At 66.6% G+C, this 26,060-nt stretch carries 21 protein-coding genes and 1 pseudogene; 11 read left to right on the top strand and 11 right to left on the bottom strand.

Annotation, left to right across the window (positions count from 1 at the left end; translation table 11 throughout):
- Positions 1-1,053: 1,053 nt before the first annotated feature.
- Entirely contained in the window at positions 1,054-4,863 is a 3,810-nt protein-coding gene (locus AC3EO4_RS50335; RefSeq protein ID WP_379573410.1) for a LamG-like jellyroll fold domain-containing protein, read from the bottom strand.
- A gap of 1,031 nt (positions 4,864-5,894) precedes the next feature.
- Here AC3EO4_RS50335 and AC3EO4_RS50340 point away from each other — a divergent pair.
- The 9 genes and pseudogenes from AC3EO4_RS50340 (at position 5,895) to AC3EO4_RS50380 (ending at position 15,027) form a co-directional block, all read left to right on the top strand.
- The gene (locus AC3EO4_RS50340) at positions 5,895-6,374 is read left to right on the top strand and encodes an integrase core domain-containing protein (RefSeq protein WP_379573411.1); all 480 of its coding nucleotides are present in this window, start codon (positions 5,895-5,897) and stop codon (positions 6,372-6,374) included.
- A 150-nt stretch (positions 6,375-6,524) separates the two neighbouring features.
- Positions 6,525-7,142, top strand: a pseudogene (locus AC3EO4_RS50345) (alpha/beta fold hydrolase); the annotation flags it as partial.
- A 238-nt stretch (positions 7,143-7,380) separates the two neighbouring features.
- Positions 7,381-8,622: a branched-chain amino acid ABC transporter substrate-binding protein gene (locus tag AC3EO4_RS50350; protein WP_379573412.1), complete on the top strand. Its 1,242-nt coding sequence runs from the start codon at positions 7,381-7,383 to the stop codon at positions 8,620-8,622.
- Between the two features lie 3 nt (positions 8,623-8,625).
- Positions 8,626-9,537 (top strand): branched-chain amino acid ABC transporter permease, encoded by a 912-nt coding sequence (locus AC3EO4_RS50355; protein WP_431903178.1) that lies wholly within the window; start codon positions 8,626-8,628, stop codon positions 9,535-9,537.
- Positions 9,534-11,120, top strand: a complete 1,587-nt coding sequence (locus AC3EO4_RS50360) for a branched-chain amino acid ABC transporter permease (RefSeq protein WP_379573414.1) — start codon at positions 9,534-9,536, stop codon at positions 11,118-11,120. Before AC3EO4_RS50355 ends, AC3EO4_RS50360 begins: the two co-directional genes overlap by 4 nt.
- Complete coding sequence (locus AC3EO4_RS50365; protein ID WP_431903180.1) at positions 11,117-11,881, top strand: ABC transporter ATP-binding protein; 765 nt, start codon at positions 11,117-11,119, stop codon at positions 11,879-11,881. The genes AC3EO4_RS50360 and AC3EO4_RS50365 overlap by 4 nt, the downstream gene beginning before the upstream one ends.
- Positions 11,869-12,570, top strand: coding sequence for an ABC transporter ATP-binding protein (locus AC3EO4_RS50370; RefSeq protein WP_379573416.1), 702 nt, complete (start codon positions 11,869-11,871; stop codon positions 12,568-12,570). The genes AC3EO4_RS50365 and AC3EO4_RS50370 overlap by 13 nt, the downstream gene beginning before the upstream one ends.
- A gap of 124 nt (positions 12,571-12,694) precedes the next feature.
- Positions 12,695-13,651: a D-alanine--D-alanine ligase family protein gene (locus tag AC3EO4_RS50375; protein WP_431903182.1), complete on the top strand. Its 957-nt coding sequence runs from the start codon at positions 12,695-12,697 to the stop codon at positions 13,649-13,651.
- Positions 13,648-15,027, top strand: coding sequence for a UDP-N-acetylmuramoyl-tripeptide--D-alanyl-D-alanine ligase (locus tag AC3EO4_RS50380; protein WP_379573418.1), 1,380 nt, complete (start codon positions 13,648-13,650; stop codon positions 15,025-15,027). Before AC3EO4_RS50375 ends, AC3EO4_RS50380 begins: the two co-directional genes overlap by 4 nt.
- A 128-nt stretch (positions 15,028-15,155) precedes the next feature.
- Here the strand turns inward: AC3EO4_RS50380 and AC3EO4_RS50385 are convergent, their stop codons facing one another.
- Complete coding sequence (locus tag AC3EO4_RS50385; protein WP_379573419.1) at positions 15,156-16,076, bottom strand: SGNH/GDSL hydrolase family protein; 921 nt, start codon at positions 16,074-16,076, stop codon at positions 15,156-15,158.
- A 251-nt stretch (positions 16,077-16,327) separates the two neighbouring features.
- On the opposite strand from AC3EO4_RS50385, the gene AC3EO4_RS50390 reads away from it, so the two are divergent.
- On the top strand, positions 16,328-18,361 hold the full coding sequence (locus AC3EO4_RS50390) for an ATP-binding protein (protein WP_379573420.1): 2,034 nt from the start codon (positions 16,328-16,330) through the stop codon (positions 18,359-18,361).
- 17 nt (positions 18,362-18,378) lie between these two features.
- On the opposite strand, the gene AC3EO4_RS50395 is transcribed toward AC3EO4_RS50390, so the two are convergent.
- The 3 genes from AC3EO4_RS50395 to AC3EO4_RS50405 are packed head-to-tail and all read right to left on the bottom strand — an operon-like array spanning position 18,379 to position 19,547.
- Complete coding sequence (locus AC3EO4_RS50395; RefSeq protein ID WP_379573421.1) at positions 18,379-18,603, bottom strand: nuclear transport factor 2 family protein; 225 nt, start codon at positions 18,601-18,603, stop codon at positions 18,379-18,381.
- A 30-nt stretch (positions 18,604-18,633) separates the two neighbouring features.
- Entirely contained in the window at positions 18,634-18,804 is a 171-nt protein-coding gene (locus AC3EO4_RS50400; protein ID WP_379573422.1) for a nuclear transport factor 2-like protein, read from the bottom strand.
- A gap of 17 nt (positions 18,805-18,821) precedes the next feature.
- A complete protein-coding gene (locus tag AC3EO4_RS50405) occupies positions 18,822-19,547 on the bottom strand; it encodes an alpha/beta fold hydrolase (protein ID WP_431903226.1) in 726 nt (241 codons plus the stop codon).
- A gap of 554 nt (positions 19,548-20,101) precedes the next feature.
- On the opposite strand from AC3EO4_RS50405, the gene AC3EO4_RS50410 reads away from it, so the two are divergent.
- The gene (locus tag AC3EO4_RS50410; RefSeq protein ID WP_431903228.1) at positions 20,102-21,034 is read left to right on the top strand and encodes an MBL fold metallo-hydrolase; all 933 of its coding nucleotides are present in this window, start codon (positions 20,102-20,104) and stop codon (positions 21,032-21,034) included.
- A gap of 126 nt (positions 21,035-21,160) precedes the next feature.
- Here AC3EO4_RS50410 and AC3EO4_RS50415 read toward each other — a convergent pair whose 3' ends face one another.
- The 6 genes from AC3EO4_RS50415 to AC3EO4_RS50440 form a co-directional block, all read right to left on the bottom strand.
- Positions 21,161-22,096: an NAD(P)/FAD-dependent oxidoreductase gene (locus tag AC3EO4_RS50415; RefSeq protein ID WP_431903186.1), complete on the bottom strand. Its 936-nt coding sequence runs from the start codon at positions 22,094-22,096 to the stop codon at positions 21,161-21,163.
- Positions 22,035-22,259, bottom strand: coding sequence for an FAD-dependent oxidoreductase (locus AC3EO4_RS50420; protein ID WP_379573426.1), 225 nt, complete (start codon positions 22,257-22,259; stop codon positions 22,035-22,037). The genes AC3EO4_RS50415 and AC3EO4_RS50420 overlap by 62 nt, the downstream gene beginning before the upstream one ends.
- Positions 22,260-22,337: 78 nt before the next feature.
- Positions 22,338-23,081, bottom strand: a complete 744-nt coding sequence (locus tag AC3EO4_RS50425) for an aspartate/glutamate racemase family protein (RefSeq protein WP_379573427.1) — start codon at positions 23,079-23,081, stop codon at positions 22,338-22,340.
- A gap of 258 nt (positions 23,082-23,339) precedes the next feature.
- Positions 23,340-24,194 carry an alpha/beta fold hydrolase gene (locus tag AC3EO4_RS50430; RefSeq protein ID WP_431903188.1) on the bottom strand — a complete coding sequence of 285 codons (855 nt, stop codon included), beginning with the start codon at positions 24,192-24,194 and terminating at the stop codon, positions 23,340-23,342.
- 69 nt (positions 24,195-24,263) lie between these two features.
- Positions 24,264-24,974: an alpha/beta fold hydrolase gene (locus AC3EO4_RS50435; protein WP_431903190.1), complete on the bottom strand. Its 711-nt coding sequence runs from the start codon at positions 24,972-24,974 to the stop codon at positions 24,264-24,266.
- Positions 24,971-25,930 carry an alpha/beta hydrolase gene (locus AC3EO4_RS50440; protein WP_379573430.1) on the bottom strand — a complete coding sequence of 320 codons (960 nt, stop codon included), beginning with the start codon at positions 25,928-25,930 and terminating at the stop codon, positions 24,971-24,973. The genes AC3EO4_RS50435 and AC3EO4_RS50440 overlap by 4 nt, the downstream gene beginning before the upstream one ends.
- Between the last annotated feature and the right edge of the window lie 130 nt (positions 25,931-26,060).

The raw sequence follows: 26,060 nt of genomic DNA on the forward strand, positions 1-26,060 counted from the left end.
CGTGTCTGGTGCAGAGATGGGGGCGCGCAGAGTGCGGTTTGCCTTTTCTTGCCAGGGCAGGTGGGGTTCGTCTCGGGTTGTTCGAGGCCGGTTGTCAGCTGGGCCGTTTTGGGGTGTTCGTTGGCCAGGCGTCAGCCAATCCGTCAGCGGATGACAGATCCCTCCAATGGAGCCCACATCCGTCAGCTCACCAGCGCCAACCGCGAGACACTCATCGACGTGTAGGTGCCGACTTGCTCTGACCTGGCATGTACCGAGCGTAACCACTCCAGAGAACTTCCAGCTCAAGCCCGATGTAATGAGTTTTTGATGCGGTACACCGCGCCCCAGACCCTTCGCAAAGAAACCTGACTCACAAGTCGCTGGCACACGTGCCTGGAACAATCTATAGTCCGCTACAAACCAAGGTCAGCTGATCTTCATAAAACCAGTCCGACTCAAGTATCGCACTAGTTTCGAGCGTAATGACAGACAAGATCCCAGCTTCGATATACCGTCGGGGCTTAACAATCCAGGCGGATCTCACAATATCCATACTTGCCGCAAGCGATTGAGGGACATCTGGAGTTGCATCAAGGGGTGATCTAAAGTCGCTTCGGCGAACCCTCTCTTGCCCCCGCTCGGCGTAAATGAATTCGTATCCGCGAGAGGCCTGCAGCCAGCCTACCGACCAGAATTGGGCTTGTGTTCCAAGATCCCCAAGGAGCTTGCGCTGCGTACCGGCTATGTCATTCGTGTCCAGGAACCAGTAGCCCCATGGAAGCTGTTGGATCAACAAACATGGATCCTCTACAAGATCCGAAGCCTCTCGTGCGGGAAGATACTCGAAGTGATATGCGCAATCACGCGCAACCCGTCTAGCGACCTCTTCCAACTCCAAGACGCCCCCTGTGGGGCGTACAACACTCCAGCTCGCAGGAACCCACAGAAGCCATTCATGCTCAGTCAGGAGCGTCTCGTAGTGATCGAGAATGTCATCTATATCCATGCAGCCCACTCCATGATAGGGTGCGGATGAAACAAGCACCTGCACCCTATCACGGCATTCACCTTCTAGTAAGCCGATTCCCCACAGAGATCTTCCCTAGAGATAGGCTCATCGTACTTTTGGTCGAAGCGATTGGAGAATAGATCTCCTGTGAGCACTCGATCTTTTTGGTAAAAAGCCTCGAGCGCCAGGCCTGCGTCACTATTATGCTTGGCTATAATAGGACAGAACGACCACTTTTTAGTATTGGGTCCGTTCGTACGCTCGCGTGTTGAGGCGAAGGGGAATTCGTCGCACTCCTTGCCGAGGCTCGGATATTCACCGAACATAGACTTGCAGATCGGCGTGGTCTTGGTGTGGTTCGAATCGGCTTCGGCTTTCGCGACTCGCTGCATATACAGATGATCGTATGGAATTGAGCTCCCGGGAACGTCGCAGCCTCGTATTAGCTTATCCGGGTTGTCCGGCCAGGTCTCCCCGTCCGGGTCAGTGCAGGCGTTCCAGTAGTGCTGGTAGGCTTGCTTCATTTCTAGAAGCCGCTTGGAAGCCTGCGCTGTATAGGACCACTTAATCGCCGGCTTGGTCAGATAGAACGTACATCCGCCAATGGCTTTGATGTATTCAGCGGTATCGCAGCGAATAATATTTCCCTTGAAACCTTGAATATCCTTATTGGCCATGACGTATCGATACCCGCGGGTGTTTGGCCAGTCAGGGAAGTCTACCCATGCCTGGAAGGTCCCGTTCGATACCTTTTCGAGGTTGTCCACCTCCTCCCAGGTGTTTCCCTGCGCATTAGGTTCCTGCCAACGAATAGGCCTCTTTTCGGAAGCTTTGGCGGGATCGCACTTGAATCGGAACGTGGCGCGGCCGTTGGCTACCCAGCTGCTAATTAGCGCTTGCTTCTGGTTGGACCACGGCTGTCCGTTCCACGTGGAAACACTCTCGCATCGCGGGTTGTTCCCAATTCCCATTTTCAGAACCATGGTCTTGGTCGGCGGCATTGTGCCGTAGACGTTGTGATTGTAGACATATGCCTCGACAACTAAATCTCGAGACGTCTCCCCCTTGCTCCTGTCGCGTCCTCCGACGCCAGTAAAGGTGTAGCCGATTAGCATCACATCGGCCATGTAGCGTTCGAACTGGAGCCCGTGATCGACAGCCGCGACGACCTTCCCTATCTGGCACCATGAGTAGTGATTCATGACCCAGCCGACGCCACGACCGGCGAGTGCCCTCTGCTCGGCGCATTTCTGTGGAGTCATCCGCTCAAAAGCACCTCCAGCTTTAGGCGGAACGTTCTCAGCCTCGGGAATGCCTGCGAGAGTTGCTGCCGTATTCAGTGAGGTGCTCGCCTGCGTCGGCGTGCTAACAGGGATATTCATGTCCGCTTGGATCTCATCCGAAGTTTGCGCCCTATCGTAGATGCGAACCTCGTCAATGATCCCATTGAAGAACTCACCCCAGCGGGTGTTGCCACCGATGTGAAGATCCCCGCCATCATCCGCTAGGTTTCCCGACATTGTCAATTGTCCTGCTTCCAGGCCGTTGACGTAGAGCCGAGAAATCGCCCCATCGTATGTAACTGCTAGATGGCTCCAGCTATTCAGAGGCAGCGTAGACCCACCGTTTACAATATGATGCTCACTTGCGCCGCCTGACAGCATCCACGCAGACGGTTTTTCCCCGTTGGATGCGTATAGCCCATACGCGGATCCGGCTGTGTGATCTTTCATGGCCACGGTGCGATAGCTGGAGAGGTCAGTGGGATTCACCCATGCCGAAAGCGTCATTCCTTGGCTGAGCTTCAGGGAGTCGCTGGCGCCTACCGTGACCCAGCTTTCAGATAGTCCCGAGAACGAGAGTCCACGCCCGTATTTTCCTGGAACCCACGAAGCCCCACTCATTGTGCCCGAATTCCCGTTTCCAGAAGAGTCAGGAACACTTGCACCCGAAGCTTCATTCAGGCCATAGGCTGCGACCAGGCCCATCGTGGAGACAGCTGCACTTGTCATGAAGCTCCACTGATGCGGAACTGTCATAGTGTTGCCAGCCGCGTCCTTGGCGCCGCTCACTTCGACTGTGTAGGTAGCGCTTGGGGCTAGAATGCTTAGAGGGGTCTCGATCCGAATACGACCGTTATCCTGGGTTGAGGACTGTGTGGCTACGTTCGCACCTGCAGAGTCCTTGACTACGATGTGAGCTTCTGTCGTTGCTTCACTGAATTTAACTCGGATTGCCGTGTTTCTGGGTACGGACGTTGCGCTTGCGTTTGGCTCCGTTGATATGACAGCGGGTGCGAGTGCATCAGGATCTGGAGAAGGATCGTCGGGATCTTCTTCGATCGCGTCGATTACCGGAAGCTCAGTGTCAGCGTGACCGACCGTATCTCGCGCCTCGATGGCCTCCACATCCGAGAGGGAGGGTACTACCGGTTCAGCATCCGTGGCACCTACCGCAGATGGATTGGCTGCATACCTTTCGATATCAGCGCGATTTTCCATTCCGGCTTCGTCTGGCGCGAACCATCCAACGGCGCCAATCGAGGGGTCTGGAGCCTCATATTCGACGAAGAAGTAGGGGTGATGGCTGCCGTCGGAGCCGCCCGCCCAGTTGCCGGACAGGTACTGTCGCCAGTTGTTCGCACCGGATTCGCCTACCGCGCGGATCATCACCCCGTGGTTGGGCTGTCCGTCCGCCCAAGCTTGGGTGATCTCCTCGATGGAATACCAGAGTTCACCCTCGTCCATCCAGCCTGAACAGCTCTGGTCGAGGCCATGGGGATTGATCACGTGGCCATCCGCCACGGCGAGCGGCTGGTTGGACCAGGTCAGCGTGTTGACAGTCCAGCTACTGGCGATGCGATGCATGGAGATGTCGCCGACGTTGGAGCCACACTGGTGGGAAAGGTAGTTCCACAGGATGATGTTGGCGTCCAGGATCTGCCGGCCGAAGAACGGTGCGCCGGAGAGATTGAACTTCAGGTAGGAACGGTAGTTGTAGCCGTCCCGTCGCCCGGCGAACAAAGCGGCCGAGTTCGCGGAGTAGCTGCCATTGACGTAGTTGCCGCCGTTGGCGATGAAGGTGTCGTCGGGAGCACCGGCCCCGTGCCAGGGGGTCGGGTTACCGGCGGCCACCGTCACCGGGTAGGTCACGGCCGGGTCGGCCAGGAACGTGGCGTCCGGTGTGAGGACGAGACTGGAATTGTCGCCGCTACCAGTGAGGGCAGCGGTCGCGGTACCGGCCTTACCGGTACCCGGTGCGGCCATCGCCTTGGCATCCAGGACCGGCAGCGTCGATAGGTCGGCGACCTTCTTACCGTCAGCGAGGGCGGCAGGCTTGCCGCCGGAGGACTTGCCCAGCCGCATGCCGGAGGGCGGGTCGATCGGCACGGGAAGCTTGAGCGGCTTGCCAGGCCGCTCACGGATCACGATCTGGTGCTGATAGCCCTCGGGGGTCGCGATCACGACCAGGTCGACGTTGCGACCGTAAGCGGAGCTGTAGGTGGCCGTGTTGCCGGACAGCTCCGGTACGGGCAGCTTGCCGGGCGCGGCGATTCTGATCTCGCCAGGCTGGCCTTCTTTGACCCCAAGGGAGTCGCCCTTGGCGGTCAGCAGAGGAACATCGCTGCCGCCATTGGATAGTCGGAGGTCCAGCTTGGTCATCCGGGGTTTGACGACGCCGTTCTCCACGACCAGCGTTGGATCGACCTTGTGCCAGGCGCCGTCGCGGTGGACGCGGACGATGGAGCTCGAAACATAGGTTCGAACCGTCTTACCGCCAGGCATGGCGACGGTGGTCATGTTCTCGGTGTGCAGGCTGGGGATCTCCACCTCCTTCTCGGTGCGCTGGGCCTCGGCCTTGGCGGCGTCCACCGGGTTTGGGGTGTGAGATGTGTTCGATGGTGTGGTTGCCGTCGCAGTCGGCGTGGGTTCGGCGATCGCCGATGGCGCAAGGAGCGAAGCCGAGAGTGCGAAGGTTGCCAGGATGGAGCCTCGGCGACGCGTCGCGGCTGATAAGCCGGACGTGCGAGTGCGTTTCACATATACCCTTTCGCGTCTAATCGGACAAAACGAGGCGATCATGGCATGTTGTAAAGGCACAGTAAAGATCGTCTTTGTGTCTGATAAGCGCCCTTCCGTCATTAGGGCTGGTAGTCGGGACGACGGGACGCGTCCCCTGTGGAGTCCTTGTGATCCCTTGATCCCTTTTCGTCCTGAGTAACGGCCCTCCTCGACGAACTTGTGGGTGCCCGAAACTCGGCCGTCGGGGCTGACCTGAGATTTGGCGTTCCCGTTCCTGCAGGCGTGATCGCTGTCTATGGCGTTGCGGCTGCTCTATCTGATCTTCGTCCAACTCGCGGGTTGGGTGGTGCTGCTGGGTCGTTCGCAGAGGTCGAAAGACGCGGAGATCCTCGTCTTGCGTCATCAGCTCGCGGTGTTGCGTCGGCAGGTGGCAAGGCCCCGGCCGTCGTGGGCGGATCGTGCGGTGATCAGCGCGCTGGCGCGGCTGCTGTCTCCAGCCGGTCGTCGGCGGTTGTTCGTGACGCTGGGCATGCTGCTGCGCCGGCACGCCGATCTGGTACGGCGGCGCTGGACCTTCAAACGCCGCGCCCAGGGTCGGCCTCCCACCCGCGCCTCCATCCGGGCCTTGTTACTTCGTCTGGCCCGGGAGAATCCGCTGTGGGGTTACCGGCGGATCGCCGGCGAACTCGCTGCTCTGGGCTACCGGGTGGGAGCATCCACGGTGTGGCTCATCGTGAAGAAGGCCGGCATCGACCCGGCGCCGCGACGCGTGGGACCGACCTGGAGTGAATTCCTGCGTGCTCAAGCTACGGGGATCTTGGCGTGCGATTTCTTCCATTGCGACACCGTGCTGTTAAAAGCGCCTTTATTGCCTGGTCGTCATGGAGCTCAGCACCCGCCGGCTACACGTCCTCGGCGTCACCGAGCATCCGACCGGGTCGTGGGTTGCGCAGCAGGCCAGGAACCTGGTGATCGAGCTGGGGGACAGGGCGGAGGGGTTCAGGTTTCTCATCCGCGATCGGGATGCGAAGTTCACCACGATGTTCGACGACGTCTTCACGGCCGAGGGCATCGGTATCCTCAAGACGCCACCTCGGGCTCCACGGGCCAACGCGTTCGCCGAGCGGTGGATCGGCGGCTTGCGCCGAGAGCTCCTTGATCGGATTCTCATCGTCAACGCCCGCCACTTGCGGCGCGTGCTGGCGACCTACGAGGCCCATTTCAATGAGCCTCGCCCGCATCGCTCCCTGGGCCGGGCCGCTCCGCTACGAGCCCTTCCCGACCCGATCGAGGACGATATCAAGGTCATCCGGCGTGACCGCCTCGGAGGGCTGATCCACGAATACGCGCAGGTCGCGTAGGGTAGCCGAGTTCTTAGCACCCACAGGCCTTTACGACCTCGCCCTTGAACTCCTCTGAATAGTTCTTGCCCGCCACGGCCCCTTCCTTCCAGACTACTCAGCACCTTACTTGGCACCGTGTCCGGAAGATCAGGGGCACCTCACCTCGACGACATCGTCGCCCTGGCCCGCGCGCTGGGTCATGAGCGCTTCGCCCTGGCCGGACACGACCGAGGAGCCCTGGTCGCCTTCCGCGCCGGACTCGACCACGCCGAGACGATCACCCATCTGGCCGCCCTCGACGTGCTGCCGACCCTGGACATGTGGGAGGTGCTGCACGGCACGAGCGCCGCCATCGGCTTCCACCTCTACCTGATGGCCCAGCCCCAGGGCCTGCCCGAGCAGCTGATCGGCGCCAGCCCGGACGCATTCTTCGGTCATTTCCTCGACATCTGGACCAACGACCCGCATGCGATCCCCGCCGACATTCGCGCCGCCTACCTGGAGGCCTGCCGCGAAGCGGTGCCCTCGATCGTGGCCGACTACCGCGCCTCGGCCGGCATCGACGTCGACCATGACCAGGCCGACCGGGCGGCCGGCAACCGGCTGCGGATGCCGGTCACCGTACTCCAGCAGGACTGGGGCGCCGTCCTCGGCTTCGACGCGGCGGCCCTGTGGGGCGCCTGGGCGCCAGACCTGCGGCACGTCACCGTCACCTCCGGCCACTTCATGGCCGAGGAAGCGCCCTCCGTCATTGCCAAGGCTCTTCGAGACCTCCTCACCCGCTGAACTGCCTGAGGCGCCGGCGTCGCGCAAGGGCGCCGGCCCGCACAGTTGCCGCCGGATCGCCGGCAGGCATCTGGCTCGAACTCAACCCAGGATCGGTTTCAGCAGCGAAACCGGGCCCGCGGAGGTGGCGGAGCTGGACAGTTACCGGCCAGCGATTGAGCTGTCAAATGGTCGGTTAGGGACCATAGCTTGCCTCCGGTCTGAAGCGCGAGTCACCACTGAAGGCAAGGAGTTTCCGTTGAGAAGCAAGAGCACCGCCGTACTGTCGAGCCTGTTGGCCATCGGCGCGGCGATGGCGACCAGCGCGTGCGGAGGGGGCAAGACCGAGGTCGCAGGGGGCACCGGCGGTTGCGATACGAGCAAGGGCACGCTGGTCATCGGCGTGATCGCCCCTATGTCGGGCAAGCTCTCGGCGATCGGGCTGGGCATCCGCAACTCCGTGCAGCTCGCGGTCGATCAGGCCAACACGACGTGTGCGGTCAAGGGGTACCAGCTCAAGATGGACGCCCAGGACGACGAGGCGAACCCGGACAAGGGCGCGGCGGCGGCTCAGCGCTTCGCGGACGACGCGAACGTCGTCGGCATCGTGGGCTCCTACAACTCCGGGGTGGCCCGAGCGATCCAGCCGAAGATCGCCTCGACCAAGCTGGTGCAGATCTCGCCCGGCAACACCGACCCGGCGCTGACCAGGGGTGCCGAATACGCCACCGCGCCCAAGCGGCAGTACGACAACTACTTCCGCGTCGTCGGCACCGATGATCTGCAGGGCCCGTTCAATGCCCGCTACCTGGTGGGGGGCGAGGGTATGAGGCGGATCGCGATCGTCACAGACGGCAAGGCGGTCGCGGAGAACATGGCGACGGAGTTCGCCAAGGAGGCCGAGAAGCTGGGCGCCACGATCGTCGGCCGTGAGAAGGTCAACGAGAACGACAGCGACTTCTCCAGCGTCCTGACCAAGATCAAATCTCTGCGGCCGGACGCGATCTTCACCGGCACCGACTACTCCATCGGCGGCCCGCTCGCCAAGCAGGCCAAGGACCTCGGGCTGAACGTGCCCATGTCGGGCAACGACGGCCTGTTCGACGCCCAGTTCATCGCGCTGGGCGGCAGAGACGGGGACATCGCGGCCTCGGTCGGCGCGCCCATCGACAAGCTGTCCACCGGGGCGGCGTTCGTCGAAGCGTACAAGAAGAGGAACTTCGCCGAGGGTTATGGCGGCTTCGGCGCCTTCGCCTACGACGCGGCCAACGTGCTCGTCTTCTCGATCGGCGAGGTGACCGCGAACGGCGCCTGGACGGGCGCGCCCGAGCAGCGCACCGCGCTGGTGAAGGAGGTCCAGGCGTACTCGACCGACCAGGGCGCCAACGGCGTGGTCGGCTTCGACGAGTACGGCGACAGCAAGAACAAGCTGTTCACGGTCTACAAGGTCACCAACGGTGACTGGAAGGACGTCGAGAGCGGCCAGTTCGAGGCGAAGTGACCTGTGGCGACCCTGGCCCAGCAGATTGTCAACGGTCTGGTGCTCGGCGCGTTGATCGGATTGATCGCGCTCGGTTACACCATGGTCTACGGCATCATCAAGCTGATCAACTTCGCTCATGGTGAGGTGTTCATGGCCGGCGCCTTCGGCGCCCACTTCACCTCCGTGTACCTTTTGCCCGACGGGGTCCCCTGGTACGTGGCGCTGCCGGTGCTCTGCGTGGCGGCGGTCGCCGCGTCGGTGACCGTCGCGGTCCTGATGGAGCGGCTGGCCTATCGGCCGCTGCGGGACGCGCACAGGCTGGCACCGCTGATCACCGCGCTCGGCGTGTCCATCCTGCTGCAGGAGGTGGTCCGGGTGTTCTACCCGGGCGCCACCGCGCCGCTGCCGTTTCCCCGGGTCTTCTTCGACTCCCAGCTCGTCGTGGGATCGACGATCGTGCTGTGGACCGGGGTGCTGGCCGTGGCCGTTTCTCCGCTGCTGGCCGCGGCGCTCCACTTGTACGTGGAGCGTTCGCGGCTCGGCCGGGCCATGCGGGCCGTTGCCGAGGACGCGGACACCGCCCGCCTGATGGGGATCGACCTCAACCGGGTGATCTTGGCGACGTTCGTCCTGGGTGCGGTGCTGGCGGGGCTCGGCGCCGTGCTGTACGGCATCCACTACGGCCAGATCGACACCGCGATGGGCTTCCAGAACGGCATTTTCGCCTTCACGGCGGCTGTGCTGGGCGGCATCGGCAGCATCCGGGGCGCCATGCTCGGCGCCTTCTGCATCGGCATGGTGAAGTCGCTGGCCGGACAGTACGCCTGGGGCGGGGCCCAGTACGACTACGCCTGGGTCTTCGTGCTGCTGATCCTGGTGCTCATGTTCCGTCCCCAAGGATTCCTCGGTCGGCCGGAAGGGGTGCGGGCATGACACCAGAGGGTCTCCAACTCCGCAGTTCGGAGGTTCTCCCGGTCTCCGACGACCGGAAACTCCACGACGGCGGGCGCGGATCGCGTCGAGCGTGGAATTCCCGTCCGGCAGCGGGCGCCGCGCTCGTGGTGGCGGGGGCCCTGCTTCCCTGGGCCGGCGTCGTACTACCCGGCGGAGCCTACCCCGACCGGGCCACGCTGCAGTTCTTCGACGCCCCGCACCTGGTCACCGGGTTCCGCCTGCATCTGGTCCTGCTGGGCCTGATCGCGATCCTCCCGCGCGCCCGCAAGCCCGTGGGCGTCGGTGTGATCGCCATCGCGCTGGTGCACGTGTGGTTCCTCACCGTCCTCGGCACGCTGTCCATCGGCGGTCCGGTCACGCTGGCCGGCGGTGCCCTCCTGGTGTGGCCGGGCCGGACTGTCGCACCGGCGCCGGTGTGGAGGCTTCCAGACCGGGCGGTGGCCTGGCCGGTCCTGCTCGCCGCCTTCGCCGCCCTGCTGTGGCTGGTCTCGGCGACGCTGACTGCGGGCGGGCAGAGCCGGGCGACCAACCCGTACGGCGGCGCCGAGTTCCTGGCGTTCTGCGGCTTCGGCTTGGCCGTGGTCGGCGTGCTGGCCTCGTACGGGGTTCTCGCGTGGATCGCCGCCCTGGCCGAGCGGCACCGGGTGTTCAGCATGGCGGTCCTGCTCGCCTGCGCACTGATGCTGCCGTTCACCGAGGCGGGCACGGGTTACTGGATGACCGTGGCGTCCAGCATCGGGGTCTACGCGGCCACCGCGATCGGCCTCAACATCGTGGTGGGCCTGGCCGGGCTGCTCGACCTCGGCTACGTGGCCTTCCTCGGGATCGGCGCCTTCACCGCGGCGAACCTGGCCCACACGGTCCCCTTCCCGGTGGCAGCCCTCGCGGGGGCGGTGACGGCCGGCTTCTTCGGCGTGGTGGTCGGCTCGCCCACCCTGCGCGTACGAGGGGATTACCTGGCCATCGTGACGCTCGCGTTCGGCGAGATCTTCTTCCGGGCGGCGCAGAACGACATCGGCGGACTTACCGGCGGCGCCAACTCCATTCCCGGCATCCCGCCGATCACTGTTCTGGGCCAGGCGTTCGACGAGCCCGTCGGCGGGCTTGCGGGCGGATCCCTCTATTACATGGTCTCCGTGCTCATGGTCGCCGGGGCGATGGTGGTCCTGGCCAACCTCAGGCGCAGCCGTACGGGGCGGGCATGGCTGGCGATCAGGGAGGATGAGGACGTGGCCCGCGCCATGGGCGTGCGGACCGGACGTGCCAAGATCGTAGCCTTCCTGGTGGGCGCCACGCTCGCGGGCCTCGCGGGCGCGGTCTTCGCGCACAAGCTGGGCACGGTCGGGTACGAGAGCTTCGATTTTAGTGAATCCGTCACGCTGCTGGCCGCCGTGGTCCTCGGCGGGATGGGCACGGTGCCCGGCGCGGTCGTGGGCGCCTCGCTGCTGTTCGTGCTTCCGGAGAAGCTGCGGGAGTTCAGCGACTACCGGCTGATGCTCTTCGGGCTCGCCCTCATCCTGATCATGCGTTTCCGGCCGCAAGGGTTGGTGTCGTCGTCATGAGCTTGACCGCGGAGCGCGTCTCCATGGCCTTCGGCGGGCTCGTCGCGCTGGACAGCGTGACGCTGACCGTACCTGACAGGGCGATCATCGGTCTGATCGGGCCCAACGGAGCGGGCAAGACGACGCTGTTCAACTGTCTGACCGGGCTGTACGCCCCCACATCGGGTCGCGTCCTGCTCGGCGGCCGCCCGCTCGAGGCGGATCCCGCCGAGGCCGCCCGCCTCGGGGTGGCGCGCACCTTCCAGAACATCCGGCTCTTCTCCGGCATGTCGGCGCTGGAGAACGTCCTCGTCGGCCGGCACACCCGCATCAACCAGGGGCTGATGAGCGCCCTGTTCCACGGTCCGGCCTTCCGCCGAAGCGAGGCCGAGGCGACCGGGCGGGCCCGCGCCGAGCTGGCCTTCGTCGGCCTCGACCCCGACGGCCACGTTCCCGCCCACAGCCTCGCCTACGGCGACCAGCGCCGCCTGGAGATCGCCAGAGCGCTGGCCGGCGACCCGGCGGTGCTCATGCTGGACGAGCCGACCGCCGGCATGAACGGCGCGGAGACCACCGCCATCCGGGCGCTGATCGGCGCCATCCGCGACCGCGGGATCGCCGTGGTCGTGATCGAACACGACACCAAGTTCATCTTTTCCCTCTGTGACCACGTCCACGTGCTCGTGCGTGGACGGATACTGGTCAGCGGCCCGCCGGAAGCCGTGCGCACCGATCCTCGGGTCATCGAGGCTTACCTGGGAACCACCGAATGCTCGAAGTGAACGGACTCTCGGTCGCCCACGGCGCCATCGAAGCGGTCAAAGATGTCAGCTTCACCGTCGCCGAAGGGCAGATCGTCTGCCTTGTCGGCGCCAACGGCGCAGGAAAGACCACCACGCTCAGAACCATCTCCGGCCTGATCCGCCCGCGCCGGGGCGAGATCCTCTTCCAGCGCGAGCCGATCCACCGCCTGCCCGCGCACTCCGTACTCGCCGCCGGCATCGCGCACTGCCCCGAAGGCCGCAGGCTGTTCGCCGGGATGAGCGTCGAGGAGAACCTGCTCCTGGGCGCCTACCTGCGAAGGGACCGCGGCATCGCGGCGGACGTGGCCCGCGTGTACGAGCTCTTCCCCGTCCTGGGGCAGCGGCGAGCACAGCGGGCGGGGCTGTTCTCCGGTGGCGAGCAGCAGATGCTGGCGATCGGCAGGGCCATGATGGCCAGGCCGAGGCTGCTCATGTTCGACGAGCCCACCATGGGCCTGTCCCCGATCATGATCCAGCACATTCTGGACACCGTCGGCGTGCTCCGCGAGCTGGGGACGACGATTCTCATGGTCGAGCAGAACGCCCTCGCGGCGCTCACGTTGGCGGACCAGGGTTACGTGATCGACCTCGGCCGCACCACCCACTCCGGCACGGGCAGGGAACTGCTCGCCGACCATCGCGTACGCGAGGCATACCTCGGCCACTAGCCACGGGCTGCCCTGGCCAGGAAGTGGACAGCGAATGGCCTGGGAACCGGCCGGGCGATGAGCCGATGCTCGCCAGGTCCGTCGCGGACAGCGGCGGGCTCAACGTTGGAAAGGCTGATCGATCGTGACTGAACGCCTGCGCGTGGCCGTGCTGGCGGGAGGGCCGTCCGCCGAGCACGAGGTGTCGCTCCAGTCGGCGCAGGCGGTGCTCCACGCCCTGCCGAGGGATCTGTACGAGCCCACCGCCCTCATCATCGACAGGCAGGGCAGGTGGCCGCTGGAGCTGGGCCGAGACCTGTTCGACGTGGCCTTCCCCGTCCTGCACGGGCCGTTCGGCGAGGACGGAGTCCTGCAGGGACACCTGGAGACATTGGGCATCCCGTACGTGGGCTGCGGCGTTCTCGCCTCGGCCGTGGCCATGGACAAGGTCGCGATGCGACGCGCGTTCCTGGCCGAGGACATTCCCGTCACCCCGTACGTGTGGTTCACCAAGCACGAATGGGGTGCCACAACCGACCCCTGGAACCTGGTGAAGTCGCTCGAGTGGCCGATGTACGTCAAACCAGCCAACATGGGTTCCTCTATCGGCGTCTCGCGTGTCACCTCCATGGCGGAGTTGCGCGCGGGCATCGAGCTGGCGTTCACCTACGACCGGGTCGTCATCGTCGAGCAGGGCGTGAACGCGCGTGAGCTCATCTGCGGCGTCCTCGGCGGCTACGACGCCCCAGAGGCGTCGGTGCCCGGCGAGCTCCACATGAGTGGCGAGTGGCTCGACTACGAGGCCAAATACCTCAGCCAGGGCAACATCGCCACGATCCCCGCCGCGCTGCCCGAGCGGGTGGCCGAGGACGTGCGCGAGCTGGCACTGCGTGCTTTCCGCGTGATCGACGGTTACGGACTGTCCCGCGTCGACTTCCTGTACGAGGAGGAAGCGGGAAGCCTGTATGTGCTGGAGATCAACACCATGCCCGGCTTCACCTCCCGTTCCGTCTACGCCAAGGCTTGGGCGGCCAGCGGCGTTCCGTATCCCGACCTACTACGACGCCTCATCGACCTGGCGTTCACGAGGAGTGGCTCATGATCCCCATGAGGCTGAGTGAGATCGCGCAGGTTCTCGGTGCCGACCTGAGCGACGTCCGCCACCCGGAGGCGCTGGTGACGGCGCCCTCGGCAGTCGACTCCCGCGACGTCGTGCCGGGCGGCTTGTTCGTCGCGACGGTGGGCGCGCGGGTCGACGGTCACGACTACGCGGCCAAGGCCGTCGCCGACGGCGCCGTGGCCGTGCTGGCCTCCCGGCCCGTCGGCGTGCCCGCCCTCGTGGTTCCCGACGTCCAGCCTGCGCTCGGCCTGCTGGCCAGGTACATGCTCGGCCACATCAGCCCGGCCGTGATCGGCCTGACGGGTTCCGTCGGCAAGACCACGACCAAGGACCTGCTGGCCCAGGTGCTCGAACGGCACGCGCCGACGATCGCCACGGACAAGTCGTTCAACAACGAGATCGGGCTGCCGCTCACCGTGCTGCGCGCCGATGCCACGACCCGGTACCTGGTGCTGGAGATGGGTGCCGGACGCAAGGGCGATCTGACGTACCTCACCGAGCTTGCGCCGCCGCGCGTGGGCGTCGTGCTCAACGTCGGCGCCGCCCACGTGGTGAGAATGGGAGGCGGGCTGGCCGACGTGGCCGCCGCGAAGGGCGAACTGGTCGAGGCGCTGCCCACCGACGGATTCGCGCTGCTCAACGCCGACGACCCGTACGTCGTGGGCATGGTCGGCCGCACCCGAGCGCAGGTCACCCTGTACGGCAGGTCGGCAGGAGCGCACGTACGTGCCGCCGACGTGCGAATGCACGACGGGGCACGGCCCTCGTTCGAGCTGGTCACACCCTCCGGCCGGGCCCGCGTCGAGCTCGACCTCATCGGCGAGCACCAGGTGAGCAACGCCCTGGCCGCCGCCGCCGTGGCCACGACGCTCGGCCTGTCCGCCGACGAGGTCGCCGACGGGCTGAACGCGGCCAGGCGTCGCTCCGCGGGCCGCTTGGAGATCCTCGAACGACCTGATGGCGTCACCATCGTCAACGACGCCTACAACGCCAACCCCGAGTCCATGCGCGCCGGGCTGCGCACGTTGACGGCGCTGGCCGGCGCCCGCCGTTCCATGGCCGTGCTCGGCGCGATGGGGCAGCAGGGGGACACCTCGCGCACCCGGCACGCGCAGGTGGGCCGGCTCGTGGCCGAGCTCGGGATCAACGTGTTGATCGCGGTCGGCTCGGGGGATCCGGTCGCGATGGCGCAGGAGGCGCAGTCCGCGAACCTGGGCGTCACCGTCCACCTCGCTGAGGACGTCGCCGGGGCCGTCCGCCTGGCCGCCGGGCTTCTCGAACCGGGGGACGTGGTACTGGTCAAGGCCTCCAGCGAGATCGGGCTCGGCGCCTGCGCGCACGAACTGGCCAGGGCCTGACCGACGCGGTCAGCGGCACAGAGAGAGCGTATGCAGTGACCTGCCAGGGCAGCCGGACACGAGGAAGCGGCCACCGCCTGCGGAGGCGACGGCCGCCTGTGCGACCTCCGGTGGCTCCTGGGGGATGATCAGCGGCCGAGCGTGTCCAGCTTCTCCTTGATGATGGCCGCCATGCTGAGAGTGCCCCCGAGGTTCGGGTGGGCCGCGGCTGGGGCGACGCGGCCATCGGCGGTGAACAGCGGCTCGATCACGCGCCCCTGCGCCCGGCACATGTCGTAGCCGATGGTCGGCGTATAGGTGTCGACGTAAACGGCGCCGACCTTGGCGGCCTGCTCGCGAAGCGCGCTGTTGAGCCTCTTGGTGATGTTGCGCAGGTAGCCGAAGTCACCGTCGGCGAAGGGCACCTGCGTCGAGCGGCAGCTCTCGCCGCTGTCCGGCAGCAGCGAGGGATAGCCGACCAGCGCGACCGTGGCCTTGGGGCTCTTCCTCTTGATGTCGGTCAGCACGGAGGCGATCCGCGGCTTCAAAGCGTCGATGCGGGCGAGGATCTGATCTTCGCCGCCTTTCTGGAAGTTCTGGCGGCAGGGGTCGCCGTTCGGCTGTGATTGCATGAGAGAAGCGCAGGTGACGACGAGCTGCGTAAAGCCGATGTCATTGCCGCCGAGGGTCAGCGTGACCAGACTGGTGTCCGGCTTGAGCGCCTTGATCTGGGGAGCCTGGCTGCCTTGCGCGTTCCAGATGCTACGCGTGGTGGCGCCGCTGCACGCGACGCTCCTGAAACTCTGCGACTTGTACGTGCTGCGCACGATGGACGGGTAGCTGCTCGTGGAACGGTCGCATGCCGCGTTCTCCACACCGTCGATGCCGTATCCGGAGGCGTAGGAATCGCCGAGTGCGACGTACCGCGCGGCGATCGAGCTGCTCGCGCTGGTTCCGGCAGCTGCGGCGGTTCCCCCGCCCGCGGTGACGAGCGTTGCGCAGGCGCCGAGCACAGCGGTAGTCACCACGGTCGCGCGCTGAACGGGTCGAAAGCGGGCATAGCGGAACATGAAGTCTCCAGGGGTGAAGGTGATGCAGCGGTCATGACCCGCCACCGCCCGGTGCCAGGCCGTCAGGCCGGGCCGGCGGCGATCCGCGACGGTGGCAGGCCGGGATTTCCTGCAGCACCTTCGCGGAGCGGACTGCTCATCTACCAGTGCGTTTCATGTCCATTCGGTGCTCATGCGGAGGGACACCCGCGGTCTTTGGCACGGGTGGCAAACCGCCGAATCAGAGCGTCCGGAAAGCTACAGTTATCCCCATGCCTTCGGGGGATGATCAGAACGTCGCGTTACTGGGGCGGCGGCTGCAGGCCGCGCGGGAGCGGGCCTTCGTCGGACGGGAAGAGGAGCTCAGCGCCTTCGGCTCGGCGCTGCGCGGTGGCGGCAGTGTCCTGTATGTACACGGTCCCGGTGGGGTCGGGAAGTCGGCGCTGGTGCGGCGCTTCGCAGAGGAGGCGGCGACCGCCGGACGGCCGGTGACGGTGCTGGACGGGCGCACGCTCGAGCCGACTCCGGCGGCGTTCGAGGCCGAGGCCGGATCGGTGCTGCGCGACGAGCGCGCGGTGCTGCTGATCGACACCTTCGAGCGCATCCAGGGGCTGGAGGGCTGGCTGCGCGAGCGGTTCCTGCCCCGCGTGCCGGTCGATGCGACGGTCGTGGTGGCCGGCCGGAACCCTCCGGACATGTTGTGGCGGGCCGACCCCGGCTGGGCGGGCGCGCTGGAGGTTATATCGCTGCGTGACCTCGGGCTGGCGGACGCCGCGGCGCTGCTGGACGCCCGCGGCGTGGCCGCCGAGTTGCGTGGGCCGCTGCTCGCCTTCGCGGGCGGCCATCCCCTCGCCCTGTCGCTGGGCGCGGCGGTCGCGATCAAGGACCGCGAGGCGAGCTCCCGCTGGATACCCACGCAGGACGTGGTCGCCACCCTGCTCGACCAACTCGTCGGCGACGTGCCCAGCGCTGCGCACCGGCACGCCCTGGAAGTCTGCGCGCACGCCTACGTGACCACCGAAGACCTGCTGCGTGCGGTCGTGCCGGAGGACGCCGCGTCCTTGTTCGCCTGGCTGCGGCGGCTGCCGTTCGTCGAATCCAGCAGTCTCGGCCTGTTCCCGCACGACGTCGTACGGGAGGTGCTCGAAGCCGACCTGCGCTGGCGCGACCCGCAGGGGTACGCCGACATGCACTATCGCATCCACGCCCACCTGGCCGCCCAGATTCCCACCGCGGCTGACTCCGATGTGCTGGCGGCCGTCGGCTCGCTGTTCTTCCTGCACCGCGACATCGGATCGACGGCGGAGTTCCACAGCTGGCGTGGAGAGGGAGAGGTCTACGAGGACGCCTTCCGGCCCGAGGACACCGAAGCTCTGGTGCGGCTGGCCGCCGAGGCGGATGGCGAGGAGTCGGCGGCCGGCGTCGCCTTCTGGGCCAGCCGCCAGCCCGGGGCGTTCCGCCTCTACCGGCGTACGGAGACCGGCGAGCTGGTGGGCTTCTGCTCCTGGGTTCGCCTCGACAAGCCCCGTGACGAGGAGACGGCGGCAGACCCGATCACCGCGACGGCCTGGGCGAACGCCCGCGCCATCGCACCGCTGCGGCCGGGCGAGCACCTGGCGGTCGGCCGGACCTGGGTGTGCGAGCGGTACCGCGGCATGTCGCCGGTGATGGACCTGATCCAATGGCGGGCCATCGGGTATTGCCTGCGGGCCGACCGCATGGCCTGGTCCTTCATGGCCATGCCGAGTGAGAGCCCCATGCGTGACTACCTCCGGCACTACGACATGCACGACATCGGAGAGCACGCGTGGCTGGGAGACACGGAGTACGCCCTGTTCGCCCACGACTGGCGGGCGGTACCCGTTCAGGCGTGGCTGAACCGGCTGCTGCTGACCGGCGCGCAAGACGTTTCCGCCGCCCAGACACCCGAGCTGGAGGTGCTGTCACAATCAGAGTTCACCGACGCCGTCCGCAAGGCCCTGCGCAACCTGTCCCGGCCCGCCGAGCTGGCCGCCAGCCCCCTCACCCGCAGTAGGCTCGTCGCCGAACACCCCGACCTCGACCCCGCCAAAGCTCTGCGCCAGCTCCTCGAACAAGCCATCGACGACCTGGGTCAAGACCCGCGCGCGACCAAGTTCCAGCGAGCCGTCGACGTCACCTACCGCCGGGGCGCACCCACCCAGGAAGCCGCCGCGGAACGCCTCGATCTGCCCTTCACCACCTACCGCCGCCATCTGTTCACCGGCATCGACCGCATCTGCGAAGGCCTCTGGCACCGCGAACTCTACGGAACGAACCAGGGCTGAGGACGAAGCCGCGCGGGCTACAGCGTGGCACGCCACAGAGCGTGGGTGTCCGAGACGGTCTCGAACCGCTGCGCGATCCCATCCCGCAGATGCCAGACATGAATGAACCTGGCCTGCCCCACCTTGCCGCTGGCCCGGTGCACGCCCCTGTACTCGCCCACGACGAACAGCTTGTCGCCGGCAGGAGTGAGCTCGAACGGGGTGACCTCGAAGTCGGCCCAGTCCGCGGCGATCGGTGCCAACGCCTTGTGGAGGACGTGCTGCGGACCGTATCAGGTGCCACCGGTCTCGGCGCCGGCGACCACAGTCCACTTGATGTCCGGCGCCAGGCGCTCCGCGAACGCCTCCATGTTGCCGGTGGCCAGCGACGAGTAGATCTCGGCGACGGTTCGGCGGTTGGTCGATTCGGTCGGGGTGAGGGTCTTCGTCCCGGTTTCCATCATGTACGGCTCCTGGGTGTTCACTGGTCAGCGAACGAGAGGAAGTCGAGCAGCAGCTTGTTGACGGCTTCGGGTGCTTCGAGCGGCATCCAGTGTCCGATGCCGTCCAGGCTCTCGTAACGCCACGAGCCGGTGACGTGCTCGGCTGTGCCGGTCATGGACTGTTCGGTGAGATAGCGGTCGCCGTCGCTCCACACGCCCATGGTGGGTACGGGAAGGGGTGGGATGTCGTCAGGCCTGCCGAGCACCATTTCGGGCGGAACCCCCTTGCGGTAGATCGCCAGTCCCGCGGTCAGTGCTCGGGGATCGCGCATGAGGTCGATGACCTCGTCGGGTTCGGGGTGGGTGGACAGCCAGTCCCGCATGTTCGCGAAGTCGTCCCGGCTCAGCCACTCCTCGGCGATTCCCGCGAAGTGGAACAGCAGGAAGTACCAGGACTTCTCCCGCTGTTCCAGGCCGGCGGACCCCACGGCACCGGGATGGCCGACGGACAGGCAGGTGAGGCTGGTGAACCTGGCGGGCGCGGCTATGGCGGTCGGTTGCGCGAGCGTGGCTCCCCAATCATGGCCGACCAGGTGCGCTTGCCGTACCTCGAAGTGGTCGAGGATGCCCAGCAGGTCGCCGACGTGCAGGGCCAGGTCGTAGCTGTCCACGTCCTGCGGCTTGTCGGAGGCGCCGAAGCCGCGCAGGTCGGGGCGATCGTACGGTAGCCGGCGGCGTTGAGCGCGGCCGCCTGGTGGCGCCAGAGGGGGTGTCCGGGTAGCCGTGCACGAGCAGCACTGCCGCGCCCTCCCCGCTGACTTGAATTTCGAGACCGATTCCGTTGACCTCTACACGCATGACACACTCCCGGACACGTGACTCCTTCAAGACGCGGGCGCGAACGAGACCCCACCGTGGCGCCATCGTCCTGCCATTCCCCAGACCGTTCCCTGTCCACATTCCGTCTGACTGATCGCCTGGGACGGCGGGGTCCTGTGCGCTGCGGCGGGCTCGTCGCCAGGCGGCGTTCGTGGGGCGGTCTGCGAGGACGGCATGGCCGGTCTGACCCTGGCGACGCGGTGCTGCCGGACGGGAATCGGCCGGGAAACGGCCTGCAACATGAACTACCGGATGGCTCATTCTGGGCGCGACGCGGCCGAAAAGCGCAGCGTGGTCGGTCTGCGGGTCAGTGGTCGACATGGCGCGCTCGGAAGCACCAAGGAACCGTTGTGGAGCACTGATCGGCCATGGATCGGTCTGTGAAATCAACAGCGCCGAACCCGAGGATGGGCCGGCATGGCTGGAGAAGGGAGTTTTGATCGTGGAGAAGCAGGTTGACACGGCGAGGTTGCACGAGGTCAGCGCGGGGGTGTTCGCCTGGGTGCAGCCGGACGGCACCTGGTGGGTGAACAACGCCGGAGCCGTGGCGGGCGGCGACGGCGTTCTGATCGTCGACACGTGCGCGACTGAGCAGCGTACCCGCCGATTCCTGAAGGCGGTCGCCGAGGCGACCGGCGATGCCCCCGTGCGGATGGCGGTGAACACGCACCAGCATGGGGATCATTCATACGGAAACAGCTTGCTGCCGGACCAGACGGTGATCTTCGGGCATGCGGCGATGCGGGACGCGCTGCTGGCCGACCCCCTCATCGACGAGTGCCCGCCGATCTGGACGCCGGTGCCCGATTGGGGGAACGTGACGCGCCGCGTCCCGTCCGTGGGGTTTCAGTCCGAGTTGACCCTCTTCGCCGGCAAGCGCCGCATCGAGCTGCGGCACCTTGGCCATGCCGCGCACACGGCAGGGGACGTGGTGGTCTGGCTTCCTGAAGAGCGTGTGCTGTACACCGGCGACCTGGTGTTCAACGGCCTCACACCGCTGCTGCTGATGGGGTCGGTGGAAGGGGCGCTGAAGTCGCTGGATTGGCTGGCGGACTTCGAGGCCGAGCACGTCGTACCGGGGCATGGGCCTCTCGCGGCCGCGAGCGATCTGCCGGAGATCTTGGCCGTTCACGAGCGTTACTACCGCTTCGTGCTCGAGGTCGCCCGAAAGGGGCGCGAGAACGGGCTCACACCGCTGGCAGCCGCTCAGGAAGCCGACCTCGGTGAGTTCGCGGGATGGGGGGACGCCGAACGCCTGGTGCTCAACCTCCATCGCGCCTACGCCGAGGCCGTCGGCGGCGAGGTGGATCTCCTCGCCGCTTTCGGCGACACGATGACCTGGAACGGCGGCCCGCTGCCGACGTCTGTCTAGGGCCAAGCCTTGACGAAAAAGGGCGCCCCGCCGTTGCATGGAGCGGCAGGGCGCCCTTTCGTCGCGATCAGCCGGCGTCCGGACGCCGGATCCAGTTCGGCGTCGAACCGGTGGTGGCGCGGACCGTCAGCCGATGGCGGCCTGCAGTTCGCGGCGGAACAGTCCGGGGGCGGGATAGCGGGAGGCGTCGGCGCCCAGGCTCATGATCAGGTCGATGAGGCCGGGTCTGGCCAGGGCGTGCTCGGCGGGCTCGAGCATCGAGCCTACGTCCGCGAGGGCCCGCACCAGGTCGGGGTGGGACATCTTGGCCGCGTCCAGCGCCCTGATGACCAGCCAGGCCGGGTCGGCGCTCTCGTACCGCTCGCCCTTGAGCACGGAGTCGATCTCGGCGAGCCGGTGCGTGTCCCAGTCGGCCAGCGCCCGGTAGTAGGGTGCGGCCGTGGTCTCCAGCGACTCGGCGAAGGCGAGGCCCAGCTTGACGTGATCCACCACGTCCACGGTGTCGATCGCGTCCCGCAGCAGGGCGCCCTGTACCAGGCTCATCGACAGCCCCAGCCCGAAGGTGGTGTTCGTCGTCGCCCAGGCGTCGCCCACGGCGAGCAGGCCTGTCACCACCGGCAGCCCGTCGGCGACCAAGTCCCGCCGCCTGGTCTGGCCGGCCGACATGACTTGTACGCCGGTGAGCGGCTCGCCATGTCGTGCCCAGTGGGCGTACTCGGGGAACAGTTCGATGGCGCGGTCCCACGCGTCCACCTCCCGCAAGGCCCGCAGGTCCTGGTCGCGGCTTGAGGCCACGAGGATCAGGGACCAGGTGCCGTTGTCGCCAGGCAGGGTGCCGGCGGTGACGGTCTCCTGGTGGATGAGCGGCCAGCGCGTGGCCTCAGGCAACCCGTTGCCGCTGTCACGGTAGTGCCGGGCGTAGTAGACGAACCCCGCCTCGGCTCGCTCCTTGGTGTCGCGGATCGGGCCGAGCTCGGCGAACATCCTGGAGAATTGCGAGTTACGGCCGCTCGCGTTCACGACCAGGTCGGCGTGGAGAACCTCCCCGTCGCGGGTCTCCACTCCGGCATGGTCGTTCCCAGGACTCCCATGACTGCGGGCCCGTCGAGAGTGGTTCTGCGGGGTCGCGTTCGAGCACGGTGACCTGGTGGCCCCGTCCGGCGAGAAGCATTGCGGTGGCCAGGCCGGCAGGCCCGGCTCCGATAACGATCACGTTCATGGTCATACCGCTTACGGTCGGCCCGAGGGCCGTCCGTTCACCAGGCCGGATGATGTCCACCTTCTGCCCATGCGCGGCGACTGCTCATGTGCTCCGGTCCGATGGGCTCCCGGCTGCCATGAGGCGATGCGCCGACTCCGGAGCGAGGGCGAAGTCGGCCGCTGCTTCCGCGTGCAGCCGCGCGCTCGGGAACATCGGGATGCAACTGTACCTTTCATCGATCAGGAGCTCGATTTCCGTGCAGCCGAGGACGACGCCTTCGGCGCCGTCGTCGGCGAGATCGGAGATGATCTGTGCATAGGCATTCCTGGATGATTCCTTCAGAACTCCGCGCACCAGCTCATCGAAGATCACACGATGGATCAGCTCGCGCTGCTCGCGCTCCGGGACGACTACCTCAAAGCCCTGCGCGGCCAGCCGGTCCCGATAGAAGGGCTCTTCCATGGTGAAACGGGTTCCCAGCAGGCCGACCTTGCGCATGCCCTCGGAGCGGACTTCGGCGCCTACGGCGTCCACGATGTGGAGCAGGGGAACACTCGAGGTCCTCGCTACCTGATCAGCCACGCGGTTGAAGGTGTTGCTGCAAATGAGCAGGACGTCAGCACCGAGATCCTCCAGTTTCCGCCCGGCGTCAACGAGCAGCGTGCTCACCTCGTCCCAGCGGTCGGCGAAGATGAGATCTTCGACCGTGGTGTAGTCGACCGACCAGATAAGGCTGTTCGCGGAGTGGCTGCCGCCCAGGCGCTCCCGTACCCGCTGGTTGATGATCTGGTAGTAGATGACGGTCGATTCCCAGCTCAGCCCGCCGATGAGACCGATAGTACGCATGAGACTCCGTTTCGTTACCTCGTGGTGGCAGGCTAGGTGGACTGCATGCTCATTTCACAGGCCGAAAACTGCCCAGTCGTCCCTGGCCAGGGAAAAAGGGCTCTGCGATCCCCTGCTGACGGCGCCGACGCGAGCGCCGTACCGGCGAGGGGGACGGCCCGGCCGCGTGGCGTCAGAGAGAACGGCCGAAGGCGGCCTCCGGTAGGAGGCCGCCTTCGGTGAGCGGGTACCGGCCGTGGCCGGTGAGGCCGAGGTGTGTCAGCGGATGTCGCCGGCGGCGCGGCGGATGAGGTCGGTGACGGCTGCGGGTTCGGAGACAGAGATCGCGTGTGAGGCGCGCTTGATGGTGACGGTGTGGGAGCGGGCGCGCTTGGCCATCCACCGCTGGGCCCTGGGCGGGATGTTGTAGTCCTTGCCGGCGATCAGGGCGTAGGAGCGGATGTCTTTCCAGGCGGCCTTCGTGGCCTTCTCCTCCAGGGCGAGGGTGGAGACCGGCCGCTGGGTGGCTGCCATGATCGCGGCGGTCGTGGCAGGCACGTCGGCGGCGAACTGCTTGCGGAACCTGTCCTGGTTGATGGTCAGCTCGGTGCCGGTGCCGCCGTCGGGCAGGGGGTAGGAGGCCTTGCTCAGGGTTTCGCCCAGGGTGCTGCCGGGGTACTTGCCGGCCAGTTCGGCGGCGCTCTCGCCGGCGTCGGGGATGAACGCGGCGATGTAGACCAGCGCCTTGACGTCCGGGTCGGCGGCGGCGGCCTGGCTGATGACCGAGCCGCCATAGGAGTGGCCGACCAGGACCACGGGCCCGTCCACAGTGTCCAGGACGCTACGCAGGTAGGCGGCGTCGCTGCTCAGTCCGCGCAGGGGGTTGGCGGTGGCGATGACGCGATAGCCGTCGCGTTGCAGGCGCCGGATGACGTCGGACCAGCTGGAGGCGTCGGCGAAGGCGCCGTGGACAAGGACGATGGTTGGCTTGGCCTTGGATGTCTCGTCGTGCTGCGAGGCGGCGGCACTGCTGCTCGCCGCGGTGGCGGTCAGCAGCGAGCCGACCACGATCGGAGCGATGGCCATGGTGGCGAGGGTGCGAACGACCGAGCGGGTGGGGGAGGAACGAGACATGACGGTTTTCCTTCGAGGTTGTCGCCGGGAGATGGCGGTCTTGCGGGGGCGAGTCGCGGGTGTGCCGCGTCATGCCACGGCTTTGACGGCCTTGAGGATGACATCGGCGACGGCGGCGGGCTGGGAGGCGGGCAACGCGTGCGAGGCGCCGCCGATCTCCACCTGCTCGCGGGCGCCGGCCCGTTCCGCCATGAACCGGTGGGCGGCAAGCGGGATGTTGAAGTCGAGCTCGGGATAGACGAACCAGGATGGCAGGTGCCGCCAGGCCGGTGCACCGGACTTGTCCTGCAGGGCCCGGTCGTTCAACGGCCGCTGGGTGACGGCGTCCAAGGTGGCGCGCTCTGGCGGCAGGTCGGCGGCGAACTGCTGGTGGTAGCGCTCCTGGCGGATGTACAGATCGGTGCTGCTGTCGGGCAGCGCGACCGCGTTCAGGGTCTCGCCGAGTGTGCTGCCGGGAAAGCGGCCGCTCAGCTCGGCGATGCTCTCGCCTTCCTCGGGGGCGAACGCGGCCACGAACACCAGCGCCTTGACCCGGTCGTCGCCGCGGACGGCACCCGAGATGACCTGGCCGCCGTAGGAATGGCCGACCAGGACGACCGGGCCGTCGATCGAGGCCACCAGGCCCGCGACGACGTCGGCGTCACCCGACAGGCTGCGCAGCGGGTTGGCGGCGGCGATCACGCTCAGATCATGCTCACGCAGCCTGGTGATGACGCCGTTCCAGCTGGCCGACTCGGCGAAAGCCCCATGGACGAGAACGACGGTAGGCGACGTGGTCATGATCCCTCCTTGAGGGTCTTCAGCGCGGTGGACAGGAAGTCGACGGCCTGGCGGATGGCCCTTTCGGCGGCGTGGGTGCCGCGCAGGGCGTTGAGCATCACGAAGTCGTGGATGACACCCTGGTAGCGCACAGCGGTGACCGCGACCCCGGCCGCCCGCAGCTTGCTCGCGTACGCCTCACCCTCGTCGCGCAGTACGTCGGCTTCGGCGGTGATGACCAGCGCCGGCGGCAGCCCTGCCAGCTCCTCCAGGCTCGCCCGCAGCGGCGAGGCGGTGATCTGCGCACGCTCGGCGGGATCGGTGGTGTACTGGTCCCAGAACCACTGCATGCCGTCGCGCCGCAGAAAATACCCTTCGGCGAACTCGTGGTAGGAGCCGGTCTCGAAGGCGGCGTCGGTCACCGGATAGAACAACACCTGCGCCGCCAGCGCGATCCCGCCACGCTCCTTGGCCATCAACGTCAGCGCGATGGCCATGTTCCCGCCGACCGAATCGCCCGCGACCGCCAGGCGGGAGGCGTCCAGGCCATGGGCGGCGCTGTGCTCGACCACCCAGCGGGCGGCGGTGTGGATTTGTTCGATCGCGACCGGGTAGCGGGCCTCGGGCGAAGCGCTGTAGTTGACGAACACCACCGCCGCGCCCACGCCGCGGGCCAGCTCGCGGGCAAGACGGCCGTGGGTGTGGTCGTTGCCGAACACCCAGCCCGCCCCGTGCACATAGATGATCACCGGCAGGGGGCCGCTCACGCCCGCCGGCCGGAACACGCTCACCGTCAGTCCGTCGGCGACCGTGAGAATCTCCTTGCTGGTGCCCGGCACCTCGATCTCGGGCGTCTGAGCCTCGTCCACGGCCTTGCGGCCGTCGGCGGGATCGAGGTCGAAGAGGAAGGGCGGGTTGGCGGTGGCCTCGGCGAAGGCCTGCGCGGCCCTTTCGAGAACCGGTTTGACAGTGGACATCCTGGCCTCTTTCCCTGTGCATGACGTGCCGCTGCGGCCTCACGCACCTCAGGCTGGCAAACCTGCCTTTCCGGACACATCAGTAAATTGACTGGTCTGTCGCCGGCTGCATCCTGAAGAGAGGGGACCT

Source organism: Nonomuraea sp. bgisy101, from assembly GCF_057708945.1.

Bases quoted from the DNA above. Each gene is read 5' to 3' on its own strand.
- AC3EO4_RS50340 (WP_379573411.1), top strand. From the start codon at position 5,895: ATGGAGCTCAGCACCCGCCGGCTACACGTCCTCGGCGTCACCGAGCAT.
- AC3EO4_RS50360 (WP_379573414.1), top strand. From the start codon at position 9,534: ATGACACCAGAGGGTCTCCAACTCCGCAGTTCGGAGGTTCTCCCGGTC.
- AC3EO4_RS50365 (WP_431903180.1), top strand. From the start codon at position 11,117: ATGAGCTTGACCGCGGAGCGCGTCTCCATGGCCTTCGGCGGGCTCGTC.
- AC3EO4_RS50370 (WP_379573416.1), top strand. From the start codon at position 11,869: ATGCTCGAAGTGAACGGACTCTCGGTCGCCCACGGCGCCATCGAAGCG.
- AC3EO4_RS50380 (WP_379573418.1), top strand. From the start codon at position 13,648: ATGATCCCCATGAGGCTGAGTGAGATCGCGCAGGTTCTCGGTGCCGAC.
- AC3EO4_RS50385 (WP_379573419.1), bottom strand. From the start codon at position 16,076: ATGTTCCGCTATGCCCGCTTTCGACCCGTTCAGCGCGCGACCGTGGTG.
- AC3EO4_RS50390 (WP_379573420.1), top strand. From the start codon at position 16,328: ATGCCTTCGGGGGATGATCAGAACGTCGCGTTACTGGGGCGGCGGCTG.
- AC3EO4_RS50400 (WP_379573422.1), bottom strand. From the start codon at position 18,804: ATGATGGAAACCGGGACGAAGACCCTCACCCCGACCGAATCGACCAAC.
- AC3EO4_RS50420 (WP_379573426.1), bottom strand. From the start codon at position 22,259: ATGACCATGAACGTGATCGTTATCGGAGCCGGGCCTGCCGGCCTGGCC.
- AC3EO4_RS50425 (WP_379573427.1), bottom strand. From the start codon at position 23,081: ATGCGTACTATCGGTCTCATCGGCGGGCTGAGCTGGGAATCGACCGTC.
- AC3EO4_RS50430 (WP_431903188.1), bottom strand. From the start codon at position 24,194: ATGTCTCGTTCCTCCCCCACCCGCTCGGTCGTTCGCACCCTCGCCACC.
- AC3EO4_RS50435 (WP_431903190.1), bottom strand. From the start codon at position 24,974: ATGACCACGTCGCCTACCGTCGTTCTCGTCCATGGGGCTTTCGCCGAG.
- AC3EO4_RS50440 (WP_379573430.1), bottom strand. From the start codon at position 25,930: ATGTCCACTGTCAAACCGGTTCTCGAAAGGGCCGCGCAGGCCTTCGCC.